At 61.8% G+C, this 19,160-nt stretch carries 17 protein-coding genes; 3 read left to right on the top strand and 14 right to left on the bottom strand.

Annotated features, from left to right (window positions below):
- Positions 1-64: 64 nt before the first annotated feature.
- Both KW842_RS17520 and KW842_RS17515 read right to left on the bottom strand, forming a co-directional pair.
- Positions 65-2,383, bottom strand: coding sequence for a glycoside hydrolase family 31 protein (locus tag KW842_RS17520; protein ID WP_218305398.1), 2,319 nt, complete (start codon positions 2,381-2,383; stop codon positions 65-67).
- An 87-nt stretch (positions 2,384-2,470) separates the two neighbouring features.
- Positions 2,471-3,079 (bottom strand): cation transporter, encoded by a 609-nt coding sequence (locus KW842_RS17515; protein ID WP_218305397.1) that lies wholly within the window; start codon positions 3,077-3,079, stop codon positions 2,471-2,473.
- Positions 3,080-3,139: 60 nt separating this feature from the next.
- Here KW842_RS17515 and cadR point away from each other — a divergent pair, with 60 nt between their 5' ends.
- Both cadR and KW842_RS17505 read left to right on the top strand, forming a co-directional pair.
- On the top strand, positions 3,140-3,547 hold the full coding sequence (gene cadR, locus KW842_RS17510) for a Cd(II)/Pb(II)-responsive transcriptional regulator (RefSeq protein WP_218305396.1): 408 nt from the start codon (positions 3,140-3,142) through the stop codon (positions 3,545-3,547).
- 86 nt (positions 3,548-3,633) lie between these two features.
- On the top strand, positions 3,634-4,749 hold the full coding sequence (locus KW842_RS17505; RefSeq protein ID WP_218305395.1) for a mechanosensitive ion channel family protein: 1,116 nt from the start codon (positions 3,634-3,636) through the stop codon (positions 4,747-4,749).
- On the opposite strand, the gene KW842_RS17500 is transcribed toward KW842_RS17505, so the two are convergent.
- The 3 genes from KW842_RS17500 to KW842_RS17490 form a co-directional block, all read right to left on the bottom strand.
- Entirely contained in the window at positions 4,746-5,252 is a 507-nt protein-coding gene (locus tag KW842_RS17500) for a hypothetical protein (protein WP_218305394.1), read from the bottom strand. The two genes, KW842_RS17505 and KW842_RS17500, sit on opposite strands and share 4 nt — an antisense overlap.
- A 132-nt stretch (positions 5,253-5,384) precedes the next feature.
- Positions 5,385-5,894, bottom strand: a complete 510-nt coding sequence (locus KW842_RS17495) for a sigma-70 family RNA polymerase sigma factor (RefSeq protein WP_218305393.1) — start codon at positions 5,892-5,894, stop codon at positions 5,385-5,387.
- 75 nt (positions 5,895-5,969) lie between these two features.
- Positions 5,970-7,160, bottom strand: a complete 1,191-nt coding sequence (locus KW842_RS17490; RefSeq protein ID WP_218305392.1) for an NnrS family protein — start codon at positions 7,158-7,160, stop codon at positions 5,970-5,972.
- 170 nt (positions 7,161-7,330) lie between these two features.
- Between KW842_RS17490 and KW842_RS17485 the strand changes: the two genes are divergently transcribed.
- On the top strand, positions 7,331-7,588 hold the full coding sequence (locus tag KW842_RS17485) for a heavy-metal-associated domain-containing protein (RefSeq protein ID WP_218305391.1): 258 nt from the start codon (positions 7,331-7,333) through the stop codon (positions 7,586-7,588).
- Between the two features lie 21 nt (positions 7,589-7,609).
- Here KW842_RS17485 and KW842_RS17480 read toward each other — a convergent pair whose 3' ends face one another.
- The 9 genes from KW842_RS17480 to KW842_RS17440 form a co-directional block, all read right to left on the bottom strand.
- Positions 7,610-8,266: a response regulator gene (locus tag KW842_RS17480; protein WP_218305390.1), complete on the bottom strand. Its 657-nt coding sequence runs from the start codon at positions 8,264-8,266 to the stop codon at positions 7,610-7,612.
- A gap of 12 nt (positions 8,267-8,278) precedes the next feature.
- Positions 8,279-10,225: a type IV pili methyl-accepting chemotaxis transducer N-terminal domain-containing protein gene (locus tag KW842_RS17475; protein WP_218305389.1), complete on the bottom strand. Its 1,947-nt coding sequence runs from the start codon at positions 10,223-10,225 to the stop codon at positions 8,279-8,281.
- Positions 10,226-10,267: 42 nt separating this feature from the next.
- Positions 10,268-11,242, bottom strand: a complete 975-nt coding sequence (moaA, locus tag KW842_RS17470) for a GTP 3',8-cyclase MoaA (RefSeq protein WP_218305388.1) — start codon at positions 11,240-11,242, stop codon at positions 10,268-10,270.
- Positions 11,242-11,988 (bottom strand): peptidylprolyl isomerase, encoded by a 747-nt coding sequence (locus KW842_RS17465; protein ID WP_218305387.1) that lies wholly within the window; start codon positions 11,986-11,988, stop codon positions 11,242-11,244. Before KW842_RS17465 ends, moaA begins: the two co-directional genes overlap by 1 nt.
- Before the next feature lie 10 nt (positions 11,989-11,998).
- Positions 11,999-12,682 (bottom strand): respiratory nitrate reductase subunit gamma, encoded by a 684-nt coding sequence (gene narI, locus KW842_RS17460; protein ID WP_218305386.1) that lies wholly within the window; start codon positions 12,680-12,682, stop codon positions 11,999-12,001.
- Positions 12,683-12,692: 10 nt separating this feature from the next.
- Positions 12,693-13,364 (bottom strand): nitrate reductase molybdenum cofactor assembly chaperone, encoded by a 672-nt coding sequence (narJ, locus tag KW842_RS17455; RefSeq protein WP_218305385.1) that lies wholly within the window; start codon positions 13,362-13,364, stop codon positions 12,693-12,695.
- Positions 13,357-14,925 (bottom strand): nitrate reductase subunit beta, encoded by a 1,569-nt coding sequence (gene narH, locus KW842_RS17450; protein WP_218305384.1) that lies wholly within the window; start codon positions 14,923-14,925, stop codon positions 13,357-13,359. Before narH ends, narJ begins: the two co-directional genes overlap by 8 nt.
- The gene (locus KW842_RS17445) at positions 14,922-18,620 is read right to left on the bottom strand and encodes a nitrate reductase subunit alpha (protein WP_218305383.1); all 3,699 of its coding nucleotides are present in this window, start codon (positions 18,618-18,620) and stop codon (positions 14,922-14,924) included. The genes narH and KW842_RS17445 overlap by 4 nt, the downstream gene beginning before the upstream one ends.
- Before the next feature lie 113 nt (positions 18,621-18,733).
- Positions 18,734-19,084, bottom strand: a complete 351-nt coding sequence (locus KW842_RS17440) for a nitrous oxide reductase accessory protein NosL (RefSeq protein WP_218305382.1) — start codon at positions 19,082-19,084, stop codon at positions 18,734-18,736.
- Between the last annotated feature and the right edge of the window lie 76 nt (positions 19,085-19,160).

Genomic DNA, 19,160 nt, shown 5'->3' with positions numbered 1-19,160 from the left:
GGATTCTACTTCAGAGCAAAGAAAAGGGGTGAATTGTGCGCCGTAGTGCACAAACAACGGGGACTTACTTGCCGATCACCTTGACAGCTGCCGAGCCGCCGCCACTCAGCTTGCCGGCCGCATCATCCCATTTCAGCACGGTGACGGTCGACTTGCCTTTCTCATAGTCATAGCTGACGCCATCGTCGTCATACAGGCGGAACTCGCCGCTCTTGCCCGGATAGACGTGGATGGCAGCAATCGCCTGCCTGGTGGCGGTGGACTGGATCTCGGCGCCGATCGGCACCACCGAACCGGCTTTGACGAACACCGGCATCTGGTCGATCGGTGCCGCCACCTTCACCCAGCGCCCGCCGCTCAGCTTCTCGTTGGTCCAGAAGTTATACCAGTCGGCGCCCGCCGGCAGGTAGACATCTTTCGAGGTCTGTCCCTGCTCGGTCACCGGCGCCACCAGGAAGGCCGGGCCAAACATATACTGCGTGCCGATATTGGCCACGTTAGGATCATTGGCAAAGTCCATCCACAAAGGACGCATGAACGGTGCACCGGTATCGTGGGTGTACTTGGCCTGCGAGTAGATGTAAGGGATCAGCTGATAGCGCAGCGTGTTAAAGCGCGCCATCACGGCTTCCGCCTGTTTGCCGAAGGACCAGATCTCGCCTTCCTTGCGGTCGCCGTGCAGGCGCAGCGTCGGCAGGAAAGTCCCGTACTGGAACCAGCGCGTCATCAGCTCCGGATAGTCGCGGTAGTTGCCGACCACGCTGACGGCGTCCGATGGATCGAGCAGCGGATTCTGCACGTCCGACTGCACCTGCGTCAGCTTCTGCCAGCCGCCGATGTCATTGCCCCAGTAGGCGATGCCGGAAGCGGTCATGTTCAAACCGGTCGGCACCTGGCGTGCCAGTGCTTCCCAGGTCGGCTTGATGTCCGAGGACCAGAACAGCGCACCGCTGCGCTGCGAACCGAGATAGGCGGCGCGCGACAGGATCAGTACCCGCTTGTTCGGCTTCCACGCGCGCAGGTTCTCGGCCACGCCTTCCACATGCAGCAGCGGGAACAGATTGTGATACCGGTCGCCCGAGCCGATCGAATAGAAGAAGCCACTTGGCACCAGGTCCGGCTCCGTCTCGTCCAGCCATGGATAGTCGAAGCCTTGCGACAGAATGTTGTCGCGCGCCTTCTCCCAGAACCACTTGCGCGCCGCAGGATTGGTGGCATCAATCAGGCCACCGGTGCGGTCGGAACGGAATGGCAAGCCGTCTACGGTTTTGCCATCTTTGTCCTTCAGCAGATAGCCTTTGCTATCCAGCTCGTTGAAATAGCGGCCCGAGGTTTCATAGCGCGGCCAGATCGAGATGATCGATTCCATGCCCATGTCGTGCAGCTGCTTGTTCATCCCTTTCGGATCGGGGAACTGCGCCGGGTCGATATCCATCTGGCCCATGCGGGTCCAGTAGAACCAGTCCAGCACCATGATATCCAGCGGGTACTTCTTCTCGCGGTAAGTCTTCGCCACGCGCATCAGCTCCTGCTGGCTGTCGTAGCGGGCTTTCGACTGGATCAGGCCAAAGGCCGACTTGGGCGGGATCGGCGTCTTGCCGGTCACGCGCGCATAGCCGGAGTAGATTTCTTCAGGTGTCGAACCGGTAATGATGAAGAAGCTGACACGCTCGCCCACATTCGACTGGAAGCCGGTGCGGCCGTTGATCCCGGCGACAAAGCGTGTGGCGGACGGGTTGTCCCAGACGATGCCATAGCCCTTGGACGACACCATGAACGGCACGCAGACGCTCTCGCCAGCCGGCGCATCGTACCAGTGCTTGCAATCGAGCGTGCGGCCGCGCAGGTCCAGCGCGCCAAGCGATTCCTGGTTCTGCCCCATGCCATAGTAATGCTCATCGCGCGCCACCGAGAACGAGGCGCCGACCTGGTAGGTCTTTTCGGTGTTGACGGTTTGCGGCGACATCTCCCAGCCGGTCAGGCTGACGATTTTCTCGCCCTTGGCGTTGGTGACTTGCAGGCCAACCGGCGCCAGTGACGGCGCGAAATACTTTTGGCCTTGCGTCGGCACGGTCGGCGCTGGCGCCGGGTTGACGCGCACCGACATCGCGGACGAGGTGAACACATCGCCGTCCTTGCTGCCACTATGGCGGAAGGCGCTGTTGTCGGCGTTCTTCGGCAGGATACCGTAGCCAGGGCCTTTCAGCACTTCGGCCTTGTCGACCGCGATGGTGACGTGAACGACGTTGGGGCCATAGGCCTCTATCGATACGAAGGCGCCGTCGCGGTCCAGGGTGGCGATAGGCGCGGCCAGCGCGGAAGTGGAAATGGCAAAAATCGATGCGAGCGCGGTGTATACCGGCGTGTGGGCGAGCTGTCTCATAATCCTCTCTTGAAATGGAGATGTGCCGTCATTGTGCTTCTTCATTTTCAACAAGGCAATTACGAAAATCACCAAATCCGGCTATGTTTATGACGCTTTCAGCTCCATTTTTGCCTGTCCGATCACCTGCCGCGCACCACTGACCGCCAGCCCGCCCATGATCAGCGCCACCGCGAGGTCGGGCCAGGCGCTGCCCACGCCGAACACGCCCAGCGCCGCCAGCATCACCGCCAGGTTGCCGATCGCGTCATTGCGGCTGCATAGCCAGACCGAGCGCATATTCGCATCGCCCTCGCGGTAGGCGTACAGCAGCAGCGCCACGCCGCCATTCACCAGCAGCGCGGTAAAGCCGATCACGCCCATTGTCAGGGGCTGCGGCGCGCTGCCGGTAGTCGCATCCCAGGCCACCTTGGCCAGCACAAAGCCGCCATAGGCCGCCATGGTCCAGCCCTTGATCAGCGCCACACGGGCGCGCGATGATGCGGCGGAGGCCAGCACCATCAGCGACAGGCCGTAATTGCCGGCGTCCCCCAGAAAATCGACCGCATCGGCCAGCAGCGAGGCCGAATCGCCGCCCAGGCCACCACCCAGCTCTACGAAGAACATCAGTGCATTCAGCACCAGCGCAATCCACAAGATGCGCCGGTAGCGGCGATCGACCGCCGGCTTGGGCGGCGCGCAACAGCCTCCAGACATACCCCCTCCTTTACGTTATAGTCGCCATTACAAACCCTGAAGTTACTGCAAGGTCAAGCAATGAAAATCGGAGAACTGGCCGGCTGCACCGGCTACACGGTGGAGGCGATCCGCCACTACGAAAGCGCCGGCCTGATGCCCAAGCCGGCGCGCACCGCCAGCAACTATCGCCAGTACGGACCCCAGCACCTGGAGCGGCTGCAATTCATCCGCCATTGCCGCTCGCTGGACATGGCACTGGACGAAATCCGCACCCTGCTGGCGGTACGCGACGCGCCAGACCAGCGCTGTGGCGCGGTCAACGCTATGCTGGACCAGCACATCACGCAGGTCAGCCAGCGCATCGCCGAATTGCGTGCGCTGGAGCAGCAATTGAAAGACATACGCGGCCTGTGCGGGCAAAATCTTGCCGCCAGGGACTGCGCCATCCTGCAATGCCTGGGCGGAGTTGTCGAGCAGAAATCATAATCCAGCCAAGGTGTGATGCAACGAACGGAGCCGTGGGGCGTGGCGGCCTAGGATGAGGCGTTTCAGCCTTACCCAAGGAGTCCGATTTGAATATCCAACGCTATCTGGCGCCCTTTTCCAATGTGGACGGCGAGGAACTGCTGATTGCCGCAGCCGGCGCCGCCATCACCTTCTTCGCCATCTATGGCCTGCTGCGTTTGCTGCGCAGGCGCTTGTGCCGCGCCGACGCCAGCGGCCGCACCGATCATCCGGTCGCGCAATTGCTCAAGGAGACACTGAATCGCACCAGCGTGCTGGCGGTACTGGCGGTATCGCTGCTGGTTGGTCTGAAAATGCTGGAGATGCCACCGCTGTGGGAAGAACGCCTCGGCCATCTATGGTTCATCGTACTGGGCTTCCAGCTGGTGCTGTATTTCGACCGCGCCGCCACGCTGGGCGCGCGCCGCTATTTCCGTAACCATGCGGAGAATCCCGATTCGCCGACCACCGTCGCCAACACGCTGATGGTGTGGGCGCTGAAGACCACCATCTGGGTGATCTTCCTGTTGGCGGCCTTGTCCAACCTGGGTATCAATGTCACCGCGCTGGTCGCCAGCCTGGGTATTGGCGGTATCGCGGTGGCGCTGGCGGTGCAGAATGTGCTGGGCGATCTGTTTGCGTCGCTGTCGATCGCAGTCGACAAGCCGTTTGAAGTGGGCGACTCAATCGCCATCACCAACGTTTCCGGCACGGTGGAGCATGTGGGGCTGAAGACCACGCGCATCCGCTCCGACAGCGGCGAGCAAATCATCATCGGCAACTCGGAGCTGCTGAAAAACGTGGTGCGCAACTACAAGCGCATGCAGACGCGCCGGGTGCAGTTCTCGCTGAAGATCAATCCATCGACGCCGGCCGCACTGGCGGCCCAGGTGCCGGACGCGCTGAAGGCCGTCATCGACCGCCAGCCCGATGTGCGCGCCGACCGCGTGCATCTCAAATCGGTGACGCAGGATGCGCTGGAATATGAGCTGGTGTTTTATGTGCTCAATTCCGCTTACGTCAAATACATGAACGCCCAGCAGGCAGTGCTGCTGGGCGCTCTGGAAGTGTTCAGCGAACTGGGTGTGGACGCCAACGCCCCGACCCGCCGCCTGGTGTTTGAACAAGGTGAAGAAGCGGCGAACGAAGCGGTGCATCCGGAACGCCGCCTGCAATCGCATTAAGGCTTGAGTTTTTCATCCTCCGCCTGCGCTTCCTGCATGGCTTCCGGCTCCAGTTCCTCGGCCGAGCGGTTGAGGTGGACGAACAGGCCCCAGGCCGCCAGCAGGATGCCAACGCTGGACACCAGCGCGGCGACGTACAGCAGTTCGCTGGCGTCGTCGTGCACGGCGCGGAAAGTGGCGACCAGGCCTTCAATCGCCAGCGCCACGACCACCACTACAAAGAAGCGCGACAGGAAGCGGCGCACGCGGGTCGGCGCGCTGATGTCCGCGTCGCGCACGACTTCTTCCTCGACGATGGTTTCGGCGATTTGCAGCGCTACCACTGCCGCCGCCAGGATGCCGATCGCTTCGATCACCTCCTGCGCTGCGGCCAGGCCGGAATCCGCATGCACGGCATGCCAGCCCAGTTGCGCGCCGATGACGATCAGGAAGATCGCCCCGGCCGTGAATAATAAGGCGATCGTTGCGTGCACCACGCCGAACGCCAGCATCAGTTTTTTCATTGGTGATTCCCTTGAAGTGTTTGCGACGATTGTAGATCGCGCGCATGGCGCGGATTGTGCGCTAGCGAACAATAAAAATTCTTACGAATGACGCAGAGCCGGGCCGGGAAAAGAACCGCCGGGTGGAACTGGTCAAGCAGTAAGTTCGTCGTCCATCAGGGCGCGGCAGTCCTGCACTGCCGCTGCCGCATCGCGCAGCATGAAGTTGACCAGCGTCGCCGAACAGCCCAGGCGCACGGCGATATCGCGCTGCGTCAACTCATCCAGCCGATGCAGTTCGAAGGCGCGCTGGGTACGCAACGGCAGCATGGTCAGCGCCTGAGCAATTGCCGCCGCGACCCGCCGCTGATTCAATATCCGCTCCGGCGTGACGTCGCAGGCGCGCTCCAGCGCATCCACATCCAGCCCGTAGGTGCGATAGCTGGCCTCAGTGCTGCGATGGCGGAAATGGTCCATCGCTAGATTGCGCACCACCTGATAGCAGTAAAACAGCGGCTTGTGCACGCGCCCCGTCTGCGGCAGCCGCAGGTAGGCATCCTGCATGATATCGTCGGCAAAGTCGGCGGCGCGCACAATGTTCAATGCCATTTGTCGCAGCTGCGGGCGATGCGCAATAAAGACTTCGTCTAAGGTCAGTGTCATTATAATTGAATGAGAATTATTCGCATTCAATTATAAAACGAAGTTCACGCAAATTACAAAATAAACATTTTTAATTTAGCCAGGTTTTCCGTCAACCCGCGCGCGCGACAGATACGGCACGTAGACGACGGCATAGGCAATAAAGGCCGCCGTCCACAGCCCCGCGCTGACCATCAACAGCAGGCCTTGCGGCGTGTCCAGCCCCAGCGCAGACGCGACACGGGTAAAGGCGCTCAACTGGATCAGGCTGAACATCAGCCGTTCGGCACGCCCTGCTTTCAGCGGACGGCCGGTGTGGCCCAGCGTGGTGCGCGTGATCATGCCCAGTATCAGGCCAGCCATCGAACCCACCGTCAGCGCGTGGAAGCCGGCATTGGCGCTGACCAGATTCCAGCGCGACAGCACCAGCAGCACGAAACCGGCGGCAATCCACGCATACGACAAATGCATAATCCACAGCAGCGGCACCGACAGCGTGCGCAATGCCTGCCAGCGGTATAGGCGTACCAGCACCAGCGCGGCGGCGGCCAGCGCCACCGGCGCGAACAGCCACTTCGGCGCATGCGCCACCCAGCACAGCACCGACGCGGCCAGCAGGCCGAGCGAAGCGCGGTCCACTTTCGGCTGCACCAGCGGCGTGGTGCCAGGCGCGCCGTTACGCGTGAACATGGGGATGATGCGCGTGCCGATGGCCGCTTCCATCATCACGATGACCAGGATCGCCGCCTGCACCGGCTCGGTCGGCGCGACCGCCAGCCAGCCCAGCGCAATCGCGTGGAACACTGCGTTGGCTATCGCCATCAGGCCCAGCAAGCCGACCAGGAAGTAGTTGCGCTTGTTGTTCGCCTTCTGCATCACGCGGAACAGCGGCCACGCGGCAAACGGCAGGAACAGCCAGTCGATGACGGCGGCAGCCAGCGGCGGCGCAATCAGCATCGCCACGCGGCCAGCCAGCCACAGCGCCACCAGCGCGGCCAGCTTGCCGCGCACCGGCGTCCAGAAGCCAGTCCAGTTATAGCCAGCCGTGTACAGAAAGCCCACCACCACGGCCGCCGCCATGCCGAACACCATCTCGTGGATGTGCCACATATAGCCGACATTGAGGCCCAGACTGTGCGGCAGCCAGCCGAAGTACTGCGCCATCCACAGCGGAATCGCCAGCGCGGCAAAGATGGACGCCACCATGTAGAACGGACGGAAGCCCAGGCGCCACAAGGGATGTCCATCTTGGGCGCGTGCTGGTTCGTCGATGCGGAGCAGTGTCATGATTCATTTCCTTTGAAAGTACATCCTCATTTTCCGCGCTCTCCGAGCACGGGTGAAGAGGCACGCCCGATATTCATAACCTGGATCAAGAAACTCGCAATTAGCTGTCGTGGCGGTGCGCATGCTGCGCTAGGCTATCACTGTTGCGACATCTATTTGAAAGGATTGCCATGCAAACCGCTGTACTGAATATCGACGGCATGAACGGCGAAGCTTGCGCCGACAAAATCACTGAACTACTGAGCAGCATGGACGGCGTCAGCGACGTGCGCGTTTCGCTGCTCGATGGCCTGGCCAGCGTGCAGCTGGACGAGTCGCGCGTCTCGCCACGCATGCTGACCATGGGTTTGGCCGCTGCCGGCTATCCCGCTGCACCGCAAGCCGAGAAGGCTGGTGGTTGCTGCGGCGGGTGCTGCGGTGGTAACTGAGCGAGCTTAATCGACGGCGCTTCAGGCGCCGTTTTGTTTTCGGTGCTCCACCGCGAACACTGCCGCCTGTACGCGGCTGCTGAGCTTCAGCTTCTTCAATACGCTTTGCACGTGAATCTTCACCGTGCTCTCGGCCAGGTCCAATATGCGCGCAATACCCTTGTTACTCTCGCCACGCGCCAGGCAGTCCAGAATCTCGCGTTCACGCGGCGTCAGCCTGTCCAGTTCGGACGCCGCTGGCGGCACGCTGCCGCTTTGCAGTTGGGCGACCAGCTTGGCCGTCATCGCTTCCGCCACCACGGTTTCGCCGGCGGCGGCGCGGCGAATGGCGCGGGTCAGGTAGTCGGTGTCGATATTCTTCAACAGATAGCCGCTGGCGCCGGCTTTCAGCGCCGTGCTCAGGTCTTCGGCGTCCTCTGACACGGTCAGCATCACGATCGCGCTTTCCGGGCAGTCCTGGCGCAGCAGTTGCAGCGTTTCCACGCCCGACATGCCAGGCATGTTCAGGTCCAGCAGAATCACTTGCGGCTTGAGTTGCTGCGCGCGTTTCACGCCTTCAAAACCGTCGGCCGCCTCGCCCACCACGGAGAATTCCGGATTACGCTGCAACAGCGAACGTATGCCGCTGCGGAACAGCGTGTGATCGTCAACCAGCAGGACCGTGATCGTGTCTTCCATATGTTTTCCTTTCTATGCGGCGCGGCGTTGCGCGCGCGGCAGGTGCAGTACCACTTCGGTGCCTGCACCCGGCTGTGATTTCAATTCCAGTTGCGCCTCGATGCGCTGCGCCCGTTCGCGCATGATGTTGACGCCGACGTGGCCTTCGCCCAGCGTTTCCAGCTTCTGCACTTCGAAGCCGTGGCCGTTGTCCTTGATGCTGAGCGTGAAATCCTGATCGTCGGCGAGGCGTATCTGCACCTGGCTGGCCGAGGCGTGCTTGCGTACATTCGACAAGGCCTCCTGCACGATGAACAGCAGTTGTAGCTGATGCTCGCGCGGGAATGGCGCGCCGTCGCTGTCCGCATCGAAGTCCACCGCGATGCCGCTCTGGCGGCGGAATTTGTCCACCACCGTTTCCAGCGACGACACCAGCGTGCCCTCTTGCAGCCGGGTGCGGAAGTTGTGCAGCAGCTCGCGCACGTCCTGATAACTTTCATCGACGCCCGCACGCAGCATCGGCACGATGCTTTCCACTTCATCGATGCGCTGCTGCTTGAGCGATTGTTCCAGCATCTGCACTTGCAAATTCAGGAAGTTGAGACCCTGCGCGATGCTGTCGTGCAGGCCTTGCGCCACCAGGTTGCGTTCTTCGGAAATGGCCAGCTCGCGCTCGCGCACTTGCAGGCGCTGGTTCTCGATGGCGGTTCCCAGCAATTGCCCCAGCGTCTCCAGCAGCGCCGTTTGCGCCGGCGTGAACACGGTGATCTTGCGGAAGTGCAGATTGAAGAAGCCCAGGTACTGGCGCTGCGCGAAGATGTGGAAGATCGAAATCGTCGAAAATCCTTCGCGGTGGCATTTCAGATTGTGCGTATCGGCGCGGCGGCGCAGGTCGTGGATCACCGCCAGCTTGCTGACCACCGCTTCGCCGCACAGGCAATCGCCCACTTTAAGGCAACGCTCGGACTCCACCAGCTCTTCCGATATGCCACGATGCACCAGCATGTGGATGTTGTTGCGGTTGGGGTCGAGCACACGCACCGAACCGCCGTCGGCGCCGAAGTAATCGCTGATGCGTTGCAGGAATCCCTTGCACATCGCTTCCGCCGACTGCGGCTGCTGCAGGAAAGCCGCGCTGTCATACAGCAGCGCCAGTTCCTTGTTTTGCTGTTCCAGTTCACCGGTCTTGGTCTGCACACGCTGCTCAAGCTGGGCGTATGAGTCTTTCAGCTTGTCGGCCATCTGGTTGAAACCGTGCGCCAGCATGCCGAATTCGTCATTGCTGTTGACTGGCAACCGCACGCTGAAGTCCTGCTCGCGCATACGTTCCAGGCCGCCTTGCAAGCGTGTCACCGGCACCACGATCATGTCAAACAGCAGATAGATAATGCTGACCGTGCCGACCAGCGCAAGCCCCAGCAACGTCAGTTGCGAAGCGCGCAGCCAGAAGGTGCGGTTCTCACTGTCGCGTTCTATGCGCTGCACCAGATGATCGACGCGCAGCACAAAGCGCTCGGCAAGCTGCTGCACCGTATGCGAGGCGGAAGCCGGCGCGCTGGCCGGTGCTTCCGGCGCCAGCAGCGCCTCAACTTGCGGCACCAGCTCGGCGCGCCACTCGCGCTGCACTTCGCCGTAGACGGTGCGGATCGCCGACGTGGGCGGCAGGAACAAGGGCCGTTGCGGGTCGCCCTGGCGCAGCAACTCCAGTGTGCTGTCGATGCGCTGTATCTGCGAGCGCATGCCATTCACGGCCTTGGCGTGGTCGGAGCCGTCGGACAGCCGCCCGGCCAGCATCGCCAGCTTGTAGCTTTCCATGCGCAGGCTGCCGGCCACATTGATGGCGGCAGCGCTGCCTTCCAGTTGCCATGACAGCAGCAGCGTCGAGCTTATCACCAGCAAGGCGATCGCCAGAAAACTGAGGAACACCCCGACGATGCGTGTCGACAGTTTTTGCCAGCTCGCGAACAGGGTCGGTTTCAATGCATTTCTCCGTAGGTGTACCACACTAGTATACACGCAGGCTCAGCCACCCGTTTGCGACATGAAGCGGATAATCTTGTCCGGCTTGCGGTTAAAGTCGTGCTCCTGCGGCTTCAGCTCGATCGCTTCGCGGATCGCCAGCTCCAGCTCTGCATCGCTGGCGCCGCCGCGCAGCAAGGGCCGCAGCGGGAACTGCTGTTCCTGGCCAAGGCACAGATAGAGCGTGCCATCCACCGACAGCCGCACGCGGTTGCAGGTGGCGCAGAAGTGCTGCGACATGGGGGTAATATAGCCGATGCTGGCCTTGCCGTCCTCGGTGCCCCAATAGCGGGCCGGCCCGCCGCCCAGTTCCAGCGCTTGCGGCTTGAGCTTAAATTTTTCGGCCAGGCGCGCCTGTACCGGGGCCAGATTCAGGTACGAGGTATTCTGCCCTGTCTCGCCCATCGGCATCACTTCAATCAGGCGCAGCATGAATTCCTGCTCGATGCAGAAGGCAGCCATGGCGTCAATTTCTGCGTCGTTCACGCCGCGCATCGCCACCATATTAATCTTGACCGGCGCCAGGCCAGCCGCTTTCGCCGCTTGCAGGCCTTGCAGCACGACTGGCAGGCAGTCGCGCCCCGTGATGTTGGCCATGCAGTCGCGGTCCAGTGTGTCCAGGCTGACATTGACGCGGGTGACGCCGGCCGCCTTCAGCGCGTCGGCATAACGCGCCAGCCGCGTACCATTGGTGGACAGCGACAGATCGCTGATGCCCGGCAGTGAAGAAAGGCGCGATGCCAGCTGCGGAATGTTACGCCGGGTCAGCGGCTCGCCGCCGGTGAGCCGCACACGCGAGGTGCCCATGCGGGCGAAGGCGGCGACCACGCGTTCGATCTCGCCGAAGGTCAGCCAGTCCGGCGGGTCTTCATAGCCCTTGAAATCCTTGGGCATGCAGTAGGTGCAGCGCAGATCGCAGCGATCCGTCACCGACACCCGCAGATAGTCGATCGAACGACCAAAGCGATCGCTTAACATTACTGCACCAGCGGGGTGTCTGCGCCTTCCAGCTCCACGCCTTCGATATCGGCACGGCCCACCAGAATGTGCAGGTACTGGTGCAGCGCGCGCTGCCAGGACTGGCGTTGCAGCTCGTCCGCGATCTGCGCCTTCACGGTTGCGAAGGGAATCACCTCCCCCGCCACGCGCCGCTGCGCCTGCACGATATGCAAGCCGAAGCGGGTTTCCAGCAGGCGCCCGGACAATTCGCCCGGCTGCAGGCGGAACAGCAACTCATCGAACTCCGGCACGCACTGGCCGCGCGCCAGCTGTCCCAGGCTGCCACCAACCGCGCCGGATGGGCAGTTGGAATACTGGCCGGCCAGTTCGGCGAAGCGCTCGGGCTGTGCCTGCAGCTCGGCCAGGATGGCTTCCGCTGTCTGCCGCAGCAGGTCCAGCGGCGCGGACGGCGTTACCTGGAACAGGATATGGCGCGCTTCCACCAAGTCACCGCTGCGGAAGCGGTCAGCCTGGCTCAGATAGTAGCGCAGACAGGCCTCTTCATCCGCCTCCGGTACTGTGACCTCCTGGGCAAACAATGCTTCGATGCGCTCATCATCGCTGTCGCCGGCGATCTCCAGCCGCTGCGCCTCGTCCAGCAGCACGCGGCGCAGCACCACTTCGTGCACCGCTTCGCGCAGCGGGTTCCTGGCCTCCTGGTGGTGTGCGATTTCCGCTTCGATGGCGCTGTCGTTGATGTCCACGCCGTTGACTGCGATACCCATGATCTGCTCCTTAGCGCGAACGCACCAGTTGATAAGCGCGGGCCAGATAGGTGACCGCACCGAAGCCGCTCCAGATGTGCACCAGGCGGGTGAACGGGAAGATGACGAACAGCGACATGCCCATGAACAGGTGCAGCTTGAAGATCAGCGGCGCCGTTTCGATGAAGCCCGCCGCGTCGCCACGGAAGGTGACGATATGCTGTGCCCAGGTCATCAGCAGCACCATCATGTGGCCGTCCATGTGGCCGGCCGAGACGAAGATCGACGACAGGCCAAGCAGCAGCGTCGCCAGTATCCACAGCAGCACGATCTTGTCCTTGAAGGTGGTGCGGGCACGCACGCGCTCATTGCTGAAACGGCGGGCCAGCAGCATCAGGAGTCCCAGCAGGCACATGGAACCCATGATGCCGCCGGCGGTCATCGCCACCAGCTGCTTGACGGTGTGGCTGACGCCCAGCGTATCCCACACCCACACAGGGGTCAGCAGGCCGGCCGCGTGGCCGAAGAACAGGCCAAGGATACCGACATGGAACAGCGGACTGCCCAGACGCAGCATGCCAGTGTTGAGGGTCTGGCTGGATTCCGACTTCCAGGTGTACTGTTCGCGGTCGAAGCGGATCAGGCTCCCCAGGAAGAAGATCGCCAGCGCGAGGTACGGGTAGATCCCGAACAGGAATTGATTCAGGTAGTTCATGGCCTCTCCTTCAGTGATGCTGCGGCGCTGCCGCCTTGGGGTAAAAATTGATCGGATGCGCGCCGCCAGCCAACGGACCGACGCCAGGCTTGAGCAGCGGCTCGATGCCATCGGCGCCAGGGCCGAAGGTTTCCAGCGCCTCATCCATGTCGCGTACCGGCGGGCCGCTCAGCTCCTCGGCCTGCACGGCCGTCAGCGTTTGCAGCAGCTCGAACACGCAAGCGTACGGGCTGCCGCTGCTGCGCAGCTTGCGGCCGATGTGCGCCAGTACATGGATCGCGTCGCCCAGCAGGCGCTCGGCTTCCGCTTCGTCCTGTTGCGACAGGAACTCCAGGAACAGCGGCACGTAGTCCGGCAGATCGTCGCCGACCATTTGCAGGCCGTGGCGGCTGTATTCCGCCAGCAGGTCCACCATGGCCTGGCCACGGTCGCGCGATTCGCCGTGTATGTGCTCGAAAAGGTGCAGCGAATGGCCGGGACTGCGGTCGAAGGTCGCCACATACTCCTGCTGCAAATCGATCAGCGGGGTGCCGCCGATGTGGGCGAACAAGCCTTGCAGCGGCGCGTGCCACGCCGGCAGCTGCTCCAGCAGCAGCTGGTTCAGCTCCGCCTGCGCCGCCACCAGCTCGGCCTCGGGATATTGCAGCAGTGCGGAGAGCACTTTGTAGCCAGGATTAGACATCTGCGTTCTCCTCGCTGCTGGCTTTTTTCTTACGTGACTTCGGCATCATCATGAAGATTTCCGAACCGTGCTTACGCTTGCCGAACAGGCTGGCGTCGCTGACGCCGTCCGAGCAACCGTTGCCGAAGCTGAAGCCGCAGCTGCCTTTTTCATTGAAGCTGTCCTCGGCCATCTCTTTGTGGCTGCTTGGGATAACGAAGCGGTCTTCATAATTGGCGATGGCCATGATGTGATACATGTCCTCGACCGTTTCCGCATCCAGGCCGACCTGTTTGAGCACTTCCAGATCCGGCACCCCTTCCACGCTCTTGCTGCGCATATAGGCGCGCATCGCCAGCATGCGGTCCAGCGCCTTGATAACGGGCGGCTGATCGCCGGCGGTCAGCAGGTTGGCCAGGTACTGCACTGGAATGCGCAGGCTTTGCGTATCCGGCAGGATGCCGTTCTTGCCCATCAGGCCAGATTCGGCGGCAGCCTGGATCGGCGACAGCGGTGGGATGTACCACACCATCGGCAGCGTACGGTACTCAGGATGCAGCGGGAATGCCACCTTCCACTCGACTGCCATCTTGTACACCGGCGAACGCTTGGCCGATTCCAGCCAGCTGTCCGGGATGCCCTGACGGCGTGCTTCCTCGATCACTTCCGGATCGTGTGGATCGAGGAACAGGCCCAGTTGCGACGGGTACAGATCGCGCGGATCGGCCACCGAGGCAGCGGCTTCGATCTTGTCCGCGTCGTACAGCAGCACACCGAGGTAGCGGATGCGGCCGACGCAAGTTTCCGAGCACACGGTAGGCTGGCCGGCTTCGATACGCGGGTAGCAGAAGGTGCACTTCTCCGCCTTGCCCGACGACCAATTGTAATAAATCTTTTTGTACGGGCAACCGGAGATGCACATGCGCCAGCCACGGCACTTGTCCTGGTCGATCAGCACGATGCCGTCGTCTTCGCGCTTGTACACCGAGCCGGATGGGCAAGAGGCGACACAAGCGGGATTCAGGCAATGCTCGCAAAGGCGCGGCAGATACATCATGAAGGTGTTTTCAAACGTACCGTACATTTCCTTCTGCACGTTTTCAAACAGCGTGTCCTTGCTGCGCTGCGCGAACTCGCCACCCAGATCGTCCTCCCAATTCGGACCCCACTCGATCTTGTCCATCTTCTTGCCGGTGATGACCGAGATCGGGCGCGCGGTTGGCGGGGTTTCCACCAGCGGCGCGTTTTGCAGGCGCTCGTAGTCGTAAGTGAACGGCTCGTAGTACTCGTCGATGTTCGGCAGGTTAGGATTGGCAAAGATCTGCGCCAGGATCTTCAGGCGGCTACCCTGACGCGGCTCGATCTTGCCCGCGTCGGTACGGCGCCAGCCGCCGTTCCATTTGTTCTGGTCTTCCCAGTGTTTCGGGTAGCCGATGCCTGGCTTGGTTTCGACGTTGTTGAACCACGCGTATTCGACGCCGTCGCGGCTGGTCCACACGTTTTTGCAGGTGACCGAGCAGGTGTGGCAACCGATACATTTGTCCAGGTTCAGCACCATGCCGATTTGCGCTCTGATCTTCATTCTTTTACTCCTTGCAGTGGGCCTTCCAGCCAGTCGATCTTGTTCATCTTGCGCACCAACACAAATTCATCGCGGTTGGAGCCCACGGTGCCGTAGTAGTTAAAGCCCCACGACAGCTGCGCATAACCACCGATCATGTGGGTCGGCTTGGTGACAGCGCGCGTCACCGAGTTGTGGATGCCGCCGCGCTTGCCCGACTGCTCCGAACCAGGCACGTTGATGATTTTTTCCTGTGCGTGGTACATCAGCGTCATCCCTTCCGGTACCCGCTGGCTCACGATGGCGCGGGCAGTCAGCGTGCCGTTGACGTTGAAGACTTCGATCCAGTCGTTGTCCACAATGCCCGCCGCTTGCGCATCAATCTCCGACAGCCACACGTGAGGACCGCCGCGCGACAGCGTCAGCATGCGCAGGTTGTCCGAGTAAGTGGAGTGGATACCCCACTTCTGGTGCGGCGTGATGAAGTTCAGCGCGATTTCCTTATTGCCGTTTGGTTTGGCGCCCAGCATCGCGGTCGTGGTCTTGGTGTTGATCGCCGGCTTGTACACGCACAAGCCTTCACCGAAATCGCGCATCCAGCGGTGATCCTGGTAGAACTGCTGGCGGCCGGTGATGGTGCGCCATGGAATCAGTTCATGCACGTTGGTATAGCAGGCGTTGTAGCTGACTTCTTCCGACTCCAGGCCCGACCAGGTCGGCGACGAGATAATTTTGCGCGGCTGCGCCTGCACGTCGCGGAAGCGGATGCTGTCATGCTCGCGCGGCAGCGCCAGGTGGGTATGGTCGCGGCCCGTGATCTTGGACAGCGCATCCCAGGCTTTCACCGCGACGTGGCCGTTGGTTTCCGGCGCCAGCGACAGGATCATCTCGGCCGCATCGATCGCGGTGTCCAGGCGTGGCTGGCCTTGGGCGATGCCGTCTGCGATCACTGTGCGGTTGATGCCGCGCAGGACTTCGACTTCATGGCCGGTCTTCCAGCTGATGCCCTTGCCGCCGTTGCCGATCGATTCCAGCAGCGGGCCGATCGAGGTGAATTTCTGGTGAATCTTGCTGTAATCGCGTTCGATCACCGTGAAGTTAGGCATGGTCTTGCCCGGAATCGGCTCGCACTCGCCGGCGCGCCAGTCTTTCGGATCGAACGGCTGGCCCAGCTCTCCGGGGGTATCGTGCATCAGCGGAGTCAGGACGATGTCCTGCTGCGTGCCAAGATAAGCGCCGCCGATTTCTTCAAACTTCTTGGCGATGCCTTTGTAGATTTCCCAGTCCGAGCGCGACTGCCACAGCGGCTGCACGGCTTCCGACAGCGGGTGGATGAACGGGTGCATGTCCGAGGTATTCAGGTCATCCTTCTCGTACCAGGTGGCGGTCGGCAGCACAATGTCGCCATACAGGCAGGTGGTCGACATGCGGAAGTCCAGCACCACCAGCAAATCCAGCTTGCCTTCGGCAGCGGGACGTACTTTCACGTCGCGTGGCTTGATGCAGTTCGATTCGTCGCTCATCAGCGCGTTCTGGGTGCCCAGCAGGTACTTCAGGAAGTACTCATGGCCCTTGCCCGAGCTGCCCAGGATATTCGAGCGCCAGACAAACATATTGCGCGGGAAGTTGGCCGGATTGTCCGGATCGTCGCAGGAGAATTCCAGTTTGCCCTGTTTGATCTGATCGACTGCGTAATCGACTGGCTTGACGCCTGCGGCAGCGGCGGCGCGCGTCACTTCCAGCGGATTGGTTTGCAGCTGCGGCGCCGATGGCAGCCAGCCCAGGCGTTCCGCCTTGGCGTTATAGTCCAGCAGCGTCATTGGCGCGACATCGTCACCTGCCAGCGGCGAGGCAATTTCCTCGGTGTGCAGCTTCTCGTGACGCCATTGGCTGGTGTGGTTGTAGAAGAACGAGGTGCCGTTCATCTGGCGCATCGGACGATTCCAGTCCTGTGCGAAGGCCAGCGGGGTCCAGCCGGTTTGCGGACGCAGCTTCTCCTGGCCCACATAGTGCGCCCAGCCGCCGCCGGATTGACCGATACAGCCGCACATCATCAGCATATTGATGATGCCGCGATAGGTCATGTCCATGTGATACCAGTGGTTCAGCGCCGCACCGACGATGACCATGCTCTTGCCACGGGTCTTGTCGGCGTTCTCGGCGAACTGGCGGGCGACGGTGATCACGTCTGCTGCTTTCACGCCGGTGTGCTTCTCCTGCCATGCCGGGGTGTATGGAATGTCGTCTTCATAGCTGGTCGCGACATTACCGCCACCCAGGCCACGGTCCACGCCGTAGTTGGCCATGGTCAGGTCGAACACGGTGGCGACCAGCGCGCTGCTGCCGTCGGCCAGCGTCAGGCGCTTGACCGGCACATTCCGCATCAGCATATCGCTGGCGTCCTTGCCGCCGAAGTAAGGGAAAGCGACCGGCTGCACTTCATCACCACTGCCCAGCAGCGACAGTTGCGGATCGACCGGCGCGCCATTGCCGCCCTCTTTCATCTCCAGATTCCATTTGCCCGACTCGCCCCAGCGGAAGCCGATCGAACCGGCCGGCGCGACGATGCGGCCAGTGGCTTCATCGATGACCAGGGTTTTCCATTCCGGATTATTGGTTTCGTCCAGATTGTTATCCAGGTGCGAAGCGCGCAGGAAGTACTCGGGCGCCAGCACGCCGTTCTGCTCTTTCAGCAGCACCAGCATCGGGAAGTCGGTGTACTGCTTGGCGTATTCCTTGAAGTATTGCGACTGCTGCGCGCTGTGGTACTCCTTCAGGATGACGTGGCCCATGGCCATCGCCAGCGCAGCATCAGTACCTTGTTTAGGCGCCAGCCAGATGTCGCCGAACTTGGCCATCTCGCCGAAGTCGGACGATACGGCGACCGTCTTGGTGCCTTTGTAGCGCACTTCGGTGTAGAAGTGCGCGTCCGGGGTACGGGTCATCGGCACGTTCGAGCCCCACACCATCAGATAGGTGGAGTTGTACCAATCTGCCGATTCCGGCACGTCGGTCTGCTCGCCCCAGACTTGCGGGCTGGCTGGCGGCAAATCGCAGTACCAGTCATAGAAGCTCAGCGCCACGCCGCCAATCAGCGACAGGTAACGCGTGCCAGCTGCGTAGCTGACCATCGACATCGCGGGAATCGGCGAGAAGCCGACGATGCGGTCAGGGCCATACTTCTTGATGGTCAGCGCATTGGCGGCGGCGATCATCTCGTTGGTTTCCTCCCAGGTGGCGCGCACAAAGCCGCCCAGGCCGCGCACCGACTTGTATTTGGCGGCGCGTTCAGGGTCCTGGCTGACATAGTCCCAGGCGGTGACCGGGTCCATGGTTTTACGCGCGTCCCGCCACATGTCCATCAGGCGGCCGCGCACCATGGGGTATTTCACGCGCTGCGCCGAGTACACATACCAGGAGTAGCTGGCGCCGCGAGGGCAGCCGCGTGGCTCGTGGTTCGGCAGGTCCGGACGGGTGCGCGGATAATCCGTTTGCTGGGTTTCCCAGGTAATCAGGCCATTCTTCACATACACCTTCCAGCTGCAGGAGCCGGTGCAGTTGACGCCGTGCGTCGAACGCACGATCTTGTCATGCTGCCAGCGTTGGCGGTAGGCGTTTTCCCAGGTACGGTCTTCATTGACGACGGCGCCGTGGCCGTCGGAGAAAGTCGACGTGGTTTTGTTGAAGAACTTCAGGCGATCCAGAAAATGACTCATGCTACCTCCTCACTCTACGATGAGATCAGTCTACGGAGCGCGGCGGCCTGTGGGAATCGGCAAGAAGGCCGCGCGGCGCAGTGAGAAGGAGTAGTCGGTCTAGTCCTTTGTGACTAGTTGCACCCCGCGCGGGCGCATGTTTGCAGCATTTCCTGATAATTCGGCAGTTTTCGGGCATCCGACCAGCGGCCGTCCGCATCCAGCACCAGCGCGGCGCGCACCAGGCCGGGCTGCTCCTGCGCGACCAGCTGGGAGAACATGGCGTTGACGCTGCAATACAGCAGCGTGCGGCCGTTGTCGTAGCGGATTTGCGCGCGCACACCCTCCTCGCCGCAGCGTGATGCCATCGGCGGCACGGCACGCGCCGGGTTATAGCCTTCGTACAGCAGCACCCACAGAGTCAGCGCGGCCAAGATCCAGGCCAGGCGGCGCATGCCGATACGGTGTAGTTGATTCCACATCATGAAGATCCTTTCATAGCGCAGCCATTGTCCATGGCCGGTGCGCTAAAAATCCTTGATGCAGGTCAGATTTCACCGA

Origin of the sequence: Duganella sp. sic0402, from assembly GCF_019219065.1 — a bacterium.
Classification (GTDB): domain Bacteria; phylum Pseudomonadota; class Gammaproteobacteria; order Burkholderiales; family Burkholderiaceae_D; genus Rugamonas.
The sequence above is the reverse complement of the archived record's forward strand: the minus strand, read 5'-3'. Positions and strand labels throughout refer to the sequence as shown.